At 61.4% G+C, this 6,281-nt stretch carries 7 protein-coding genes and 1 pseudogene; 5 read left to right on the top strand and 3 right to left on the bottom strand.

Features of this window, described 5'->3' with window-relative positions:
* From R3280_RS15545 to erpA, 4 genes and pseudogenes are all read left to right on the top strand, one after another.
* Positions 1 to 186 (top strand): annotated as a pseudogene (locus R3280_RS15545) (N-acetyl-gamma-glutamyl-phosphate reductase); the annotation flags it as partial.
* A 9-nt stretch (positions 187 to 195) separates the two neighbouring features.
* Positions 196 to 933, top strand: coding sequence for a DUF6776 family protein (locus R3280_RS15550; protein ID WP_318999524.1), 738 nt, complete (start codon positions 196 to 198; stop codon positions 931 to 933).
* A 1-nt stretch (position 934) separates the two neighbouring features.
* The gene (locus tag R3280_RS15555; protein WP_318999525.1) at positions 935 to 1,417 is read left to right on the top strand and encodes a polymer-forming cytoskeletal protein; all 483 of its coding nucleotides are present in this window, start codon (positions 935 to 937) and stop codon (positions 1,415 to 1,417) included.
* 86 nt (positions 1,418 to 1,503) lie between these two features.
* The gene (gene erpA / locus R3280_RS15560; protein WP_318999530.1) at positions 1,504 to 1,836 is read left to right on the top strand and encodes an iron-sulfur cluster insertion protein ErpA; all 333 of its coding nucleotides are present in this window, start codon (positions 1,504 to 1,506) and stop codon (positions 1,834 to 1,836) included.
* 52 nt (positions 1,837 to 1,888) lie between these two features.
* Here the strand turns inward: erpA and R3280_RS15565 are convergent, their stop codons facing one another.
* Both R3280_RS15565 and R3280_RS15570 read right to left on the bottom strand, forming a co-directional pair.
* A complete protein-coding gene (locus R3280_RS15565; protein ID WP_318999526.1) occupies positions 1,889 to 2,992 on the bottom strand; it encodes an anhydro-N-acetylmuramic acid kinase in 1,104 nt (367 codons plus the stop codon).
* 1 nt (position 2,993) lies between these two features.
* Positions 2,994 to 4,439: an OapA family protein gene (locus tag R3280_RS15570; RefSeq protein ID WP_318999527.1), complete on the bottom strand. Its 1,446-nt coding sequence runs from the start codon at positions 4,437 to 4,439 to the stop codon at positions 2,994 to 2,996.
* A gap of 319 nt (positions 4,440 to 4,758) precedes the next feature.
* On the opposite strand from R3280_RS15570, the gene tyrS reads away from it, so the two are divergent.
* Positions 4,759 to 5,961, top strand: a complete 1,203-nt coding sequence (gene tyrS / locus R3280_RS15575) for a tyrosine--tRNA ligase (protein WP_318999528.1) — start codon at positions 4,759 to 4,761, stop codon at positions 5,959 to 5,961.
* Here the strand turns inward: tyrS and R3280_RS15580 are convergent.
* Positions 5,951 to 6,281 (bottom strand): hypothetical protein (locus R3280_RS15580; RefSeq protein WP_318999529.1); only part of this gene is annotated, 331 nt, incomplete at its 5' end. The genes tyrS and R3280_RS15580 overlap by 11 nt on opposite strands.

Consider the following 6,281-nt stretch of genomic DNA (forward strand, 5'->3'; position numbering starts at 1 on the left):
AGCGTGCGCGGCGCCAACAACTGCCGCATGGCGCTGCACCGCCAGGAGGACAGCGATGTGGTCATTGTGTCCTCGGTGATCGACAACCTGGTCAAAGGCGCGGCGGGCCAGGCGGTCCAGAATATGAACATCATGTTCGGCCTGGAGGAAACCATGGCGCTGAACTTCCCCGCGTTCCTGCCGTAGGGTCGGCGCGTGGCGGGCGAAAAGAAGACGGACGAGTACGTCGTCATCCGGCACCGGCCGGGCTACCGGCTGCGCCGCACGATGATTCTGCTGGTGTTCTCGGTGGTGTCCGCGGTTGTGGGTTATGCCATCGGCATGGCGGAGGACGGCTTCCGGTTTTCCAGCGTGGTGGAAACCCGCGACTCCCTGAAACGTCAGCTCACCGAGTTGCGGGAAGTCCACACCGAGTCCCAGCAGCGGCTGATCAACCTGGAGCGTGGCCGCAGCATCGATGAGCAGGCCCTGAATCAGGCCCGGCGGACGATCATGAACCTGGAAACCCGGATCGCGGAGCTTGAGTCGGACCTGACCTTCTACCGCAACATCATGGCGCCCTCCGAGACCAATGAAGGCCTGCAGGTGGACAGGATGAGCCTGAGGCCGGCCCGCGGTGAAGGGCGCTACGATTTCAAACTGGTGCTGACCCAGGTGGGCAACAACAAGAGTTACATTGCCGGCCTGGTGGCGGTCAACGTGGTGGGTATCCGCAACGATGAGAAGGAAGTGATCGCTTTGCGGGACCTGTCCGAAGATATCGAGGATCTGGGCATCCGCTTCCGCTTCCGCTACTTCCAGGATGTGGAGGGCGAGCTGCTGGTGCCCGAGGGCTTCGAGCCGCTGGAGATACAGGTGGTGGCCCAGGCCGAGGGCGCCAAATCAACCAAGGCTGAGCGCACGTTTGACTGGACCGCACTGACGGAGAAATAACATGTTTGGCAGCAAGAAGCAGAAGCCCCGTCGTCCGGTGGGGCATTTTGATACCCTGATCTCCCGCAAGACCTCGGTGGAGGGTGACGTGCATTTCTCCGGAGGTCTGCACGTGGACGGCAAGGTCCACGGCAAGGTTGTGGCCGAGGAGGGCAGCGAGGCGGTGCTGCGGGTCTCCGAAGTGGGCGAGATCCAGGGCGATATTGTCGCGCCCCACGTGATCATCAACGGCACGGTGCATGGTGACGTCTACGCCGGCACCCATCTGGAACTGGCCACCAATGCCGCCATCCACGGCAACGTCTATTACAACCTGATCGAGATGGCCATGGGGGCCGAAGTGAACGGCAATCTGGTGCACCGTAAGGAGCCCATTGGCCTGCTGCAGCAACAGCCCGCCGCCGAGGCCCAGCGGGAACACGAGCCGGAGCGGACGGGGCGCGACGCCGCATCCGGGGTCGAAGCGAAAGAGGCGGGAGAATAGTTGATTGTTTTGGTCAGGAATACGATAATCGACGAAACATCGCACAGTGATTACCGGAGGCGATCTTGAGTCTTGTGCAGGAACAAATGCCGACGCCGCTGTTTTTCAGCGATACCGCGGTGGCAAAGGTACGTGAACTGGTCGAGGAAGAGGAAAACCCCAATCTGAAACTGCGGGTGTTCGTCACCGGTGGTGGCTGCTCCGGCTTCCAGTACGGCTTCTCCTTTGACGACAACCAGGATGACGACGACACCGCCATTGAGAAGGGCGGCGTTACCCTGTTGGTGGATCCGATGAGCTACCAGTATCTGGTGGGCGCCACCATCGAGTATCAGGAGGGGCTCCAGGGCTCCCAGTTCGTCGTGCAGAACCCTAACGCCAGCTCCACCTGCGGCTGCGGCTCCTCTTTCAGTATCTGATCTCTCAGTATCTGAACGCCGGCGATGGCCTGCGGCCATCGCGGCCGGCTCGTCAGGGCTGGTAAATTGCTCCCAGAATTCGCTTTCCCCGGGCGCCGGTCACCTTCGGCAGATTGCCGGGTTTGCCGGCCATGGTCTGACTTGCCAGCCAGGCAAAAGCAGTCGCCTCCACCCACTGGGGATCCAGGCCCAGAACCTGCGTTGACAATACCTTGCGATCGCCACAAGCCCGGGTGATGGCCTCCAACAGGACCGGATTCCGCGCGCCACCGCCGCACACATAGATGGTGCTGGCTTCGGTGTTTGCCAGCTCATCGGCAATGGATCTGACCGTTACTTCCAGCAGTGTGCGCTGGACATCCGCCGGCGCAAGCTCGCCATGACGCGCCAGGTGGGTGTTTATCCAGGCCAGGTTGAACTTCTCCTTGCCGGTGCTCTTGGGGGCTGGCTGGGCAAAGTAGCCGTCTCCCAGCATGTCCGTCAGCAAACGCGAATCCACCCGGCCTTGCGCGGCCCACTGTCCGTCTTCGTCATAGGGTCGGCCGGTGTGGTGCTGGCACCAGGCGTCCATCAGGGCGTTGCCGGGGCCGGTGTCGTAGCCGGATACCTTGTCCGGGGCGTCTGCCGGCAGCCAGGTGATGTTGGCGATACCGCCGATGTTCAGGATGCAGCGGTGTTCCTGCTGGCTGGCAAAGAAGGCGCGGTGAAAGGCCGGAACCAGGGGCGCACCCTCGCCGCCGGCCGCCAGGTCGCGGCGGCGGAAGTCCGCCACGGTGGTGATGCCGGTGTGTTCGGCGATCAGGTTGGGGTCACCAAGCTGCAGGGAAAATGGGTGCTGACCGTCGGGTTGGTGGCGGACGGTCTGGCCATGGCTGCCGATGGCCGCGATCTGCCCTGCCTCAAGTCCACTGCTGGCAATGAGCCTGCGGGCGGCTTCAGCGAACAGGCCGCCCAGGCGGTGGTCCAGTTCGCCGAGTTCGTCCGGGCTGCCGTGGTTCTGACTGAGACGCTCCAGCCGTTCCCGGACATCGTGGGGATAGGCCAGGCTGCTGGTCGCAATGAGGTTGAGGGAGTCTTGCTCGAAGCGCACCAGCACGGCGTCGATGCCGTCCATGCTGGTGCCGGACATAAGGCCGAGCCAGGCGTCGGCGGCCACGTCAGTCACCCCGGGCGAGGGTAATGCGACGGGTGTCCTGGTAGGTCTCGAGCTGCGCCAGCGTGGTGGCGGTGGCGGCCTTGAAGCGGGCCATTTCCGATTTCGGGATCGGCGCGGCGTCCGGCAGTTTGACCGTTACCGGGTTGCGGTGCACGCCGTTGACCCGGAACTCGTAATGCAGGTGCGGGCCGGTGGCCAGGCCCGTGGAGCCCACGTAACCGATTACCTGGCCCTGCTTCACGTACTTGCCGGAGCGCACGCCCTTGGCGAAACGGCTCATGTGGGCGTACAGGGTGGTGATGTTGTTGCCGTGCTGGAGCACCACCGTGTTGCCGTAGCCACCCTTGCGCCCGGCCAGAGTCACACGCCCATCGCCCGCGGCTTTGATGGGAGTGCCGGTGCGAGCGGCGTAATCGGTGCCCTTATGGGCGCGGATGGTGTTAAGTACCGGGTGACGGCGGTTCAGGTTGAAGTTCGAGGAGATCCGGGCAAAGTCCACCGGGGTCCGCAGGAAGGCCTTGCGCATGCTGTGGCCATCCGGGGTGAAGTAATCGCTGACGCCATTGTTGTCGGTGTACAGCACCGCCGCCAGGTTGCGGCCCTGGTTGTTGAAGCTGGCGGCCAGGATGCGACCGTTGTCGAATTTCTCGCCGTCCAGATAGAGCTCTTCGTAAACCACGCTGAAGCTGTCGCCCTTGCGGATATCCAGCACGAAGTCGATGTCCCACCCAAAAATGCCGGCCAGCTCCATGGTGAGCTTGTCGGTCAGCCCGGCCGCCTGTCCGGCGCCGAACAGGGAGCTGTCGATCTCCGCCTCGGCATAGGTAACCTGCACCTCGGGTTCGCGAACCACCGTCTTGCCCGCAAAGCCGTCGCCGGCCCGTTCAATGACCAGGGATTCCATCAGCGACCGCTGCAGGCGAACGCCGGCCAGTTCGCCGTCTTCATCCTTGGCGAAGGCGATGGTTTCGCCGGCGTACAGGCGTTGCAGTTTCTTGGCCTCGCCCTTGCCATGGATGACCGACAGCATCAGGCCATCGTTGAATCCGGCCTTGCGGAACAGGGTGGAAAGGCTGTCGCCGCTCTTGACCGGGAATTCCTGCCAGCTCAGCTCCGGTGCCGCCGGGGCGCTGGGGGTCATGGTTGCAGCGGTTGCCGGAGCTTCCGGTTCCGGCGGGGCTTCGGCGAGGCTGTTGCGGGGCGCCGGAGCAGCAGGCTCCGAGGCGTCGCTGACGCTTTCCGGCTGTTCGGCAACATCCACCACCGGCGCGGGGCTGGGTTTGGATGTGCTGGAAATTTCGGTGATTTCGCCGGATTCAAGATCCAGGGAAATGGAAAGTCTCTTGGCTTCAACGTCGGCGCTGGGGCTGAACATGGTGGTCACGCTGATCACCGCCCCGGTCAGGATAGCCGCCGCAAGATGGGTCTTGGGAAAGGTCTTGAGCACGTCGTTAACCTGTTTTAGTCGTTAATTCTGTAGGTTGAACAGCCTAATTAAAGTCAGGGTTGAAGTATAGTTCAACCTGCGATGTCGCAAAAGCAGGCAAGATACTGGCATTGCATCTCCCCGCCTAATGACGTTTTGGATAGGCAGGGATTTTCTCGCCACGCTTGTTATAATGCCGCGCCTGTCGGCCCGCCGGCACTGGCTGTTTTATAGGCAGTAAGCATAGTATCAGGCTTCGGAGTAACGCTCAGCGAAATTTTGTTGGGCTCTGTAAACGTAAGAGGCCGTTGTCGCCACTGAAATCAAGGAATTAGTGCCCATGCCATCAATTGACGAGTCCCTGGCCATTATCAAACGCGGAGTGGATGAGCTGCTCCCGGAGGACGAATTGGTCGAGAAGCTCAAATTGGGCAGGCCGCTGAGGATCAAGGCGGGCTTCGATCCGACCGCGCCGGACCTGCACCTGGGGCATACGGTGCTGATCAACAAGCTTCGGCAGTTCCAGGACCTGGGCCACCACGTCATGTTCCTGATCGGCGATTTCACCGGCAAGATCGGCGACCCCACCGGCAAGAGTGCCACCCGCCCGCCGCTGACGGACGAGCAGGTGGCCTCCAACGCCCAGACCTATAAAGAGCAGGTCTTCAAGATTCTGGACCCGGCCAAAACCGAGGTGATGTTCAATTCCCACTGGATGGGCAGGATGAGTGCCGCCGACATGATCCGTCTTGCCGGCCAATACACCGTGGCCCGGATGCTGGAGCGGGATGATTTCACCAAGCGCTACCGGGCGGAGCAGCCCATCGCCATACACGAGTTCCTCTATCCGCTGGTGCAGGGTTACGACTCGGTGGCCATGGAAGCGGACGTGGAGCTTGGCGGCACCGACCAGAAGTTCAACCTCCTGATGGGGCGCATTCTGCAGAAGCATTTTGGCCAGGCGCCCCAGGTGATTCTTACCATGCCGATCCTGGAAGGGTTGGACGGTGTGCAGAAGATGTCCAAGTCCCTGGGCAATTATATAGGTGTCAACGATTCCCCCGGCGAGATGTACACCAAGTTGCTGTCGGTGCCGGATCATCTGCTGTGGCGTTATTTCGAGTTGCTCAGCTTCCGGCCCATGGCCGAGGTGGCGGACTACCGCAGGGCGGTGGAAGCCGGCGCTAATCCCCAGGACTACAAGAAGGTGCTGGCGGAAGAGATCATTGCCCGCTTCCACGATGAGGAAGCCGCAAAGACGGCGCACAAATCCGCCGGTAACCGGGTGGCGCTGGGGGAAATTCCGGAGAACGTGCCCACCGTCGAAGTTGCCCTAGAGGGGCAGGATCAGTTGCCGCTGGCCTCCGTTCTGCGGCTGGCGGGTCTGGTGAAGAACGGCGCCGCGGCCAAGGATGTTCTGGGTCGTGGCGCGGTCTACGTTAATGGTGAGCAGGTATCGGCGGATACCGTTTTCAGCGCCGGTGATGACGCCGTGATCCAGGCCGGTAAAAAGAAGATCGCCCGGGTGCTGATCACCAAATAGCCGACGGAAAAGATTTTCCGGTTTTTCGCAATAAGCGCGTTGACACCCGCTTGGGTGTCTGTAGAATGCGCATCTCCTTCGGGGCAACAGGCACAACGGCCTGCCGGGGGAGTTGGTTAACGGCATGATTTGATTGGGAAATAAGGCGATCAAAATCAGCGGTTGACAGGATCGGGGATGGCTGTAGAATACGCGCCTCGATTGAGCTTAACGGCTCACGCTCTTTAAAAAGTTGATCAAGTAATTCGTGTGGGCGCTGGCTGCGATGTTTCGACAGAAATATCGAGACAGTGACTCGTCGAATTTGAGTTTTGTCTTGA

Source organism: Marinobacter sp., from assembly GCF_033722195.1.
Taxonomy (GTDB): domain Bacteria; phylum Pseudomonadota; class Gammaproteobacteria; order Pseudomonadales; family Oleiphilaceae; genus Marinobacter.

Bases quoted from the DNA above. Each gene is read 5' to 3' on its own strand.
- R3280_RS15555 (WP_318999525.1), top strand. From the start codon at position 935: ATGTTTGGCAGCAAGAAGCAGAAGCCCCGTCGTCCGGTGGGGCATTTT.
- erpA (WP_318999530.1), top strand. From the start codon at position 1,504: ATGCCGACGCCGCTGTTTTTCAGCGATACCGCGGTGGCAAAGGTACGT.
- tyrS (WP_318999528.1), top strand. From the start codon at position 4,759: ATGCCATCAATTGACGAGTCCCTGGCCATTATCAAACGCGGAGTGGAT.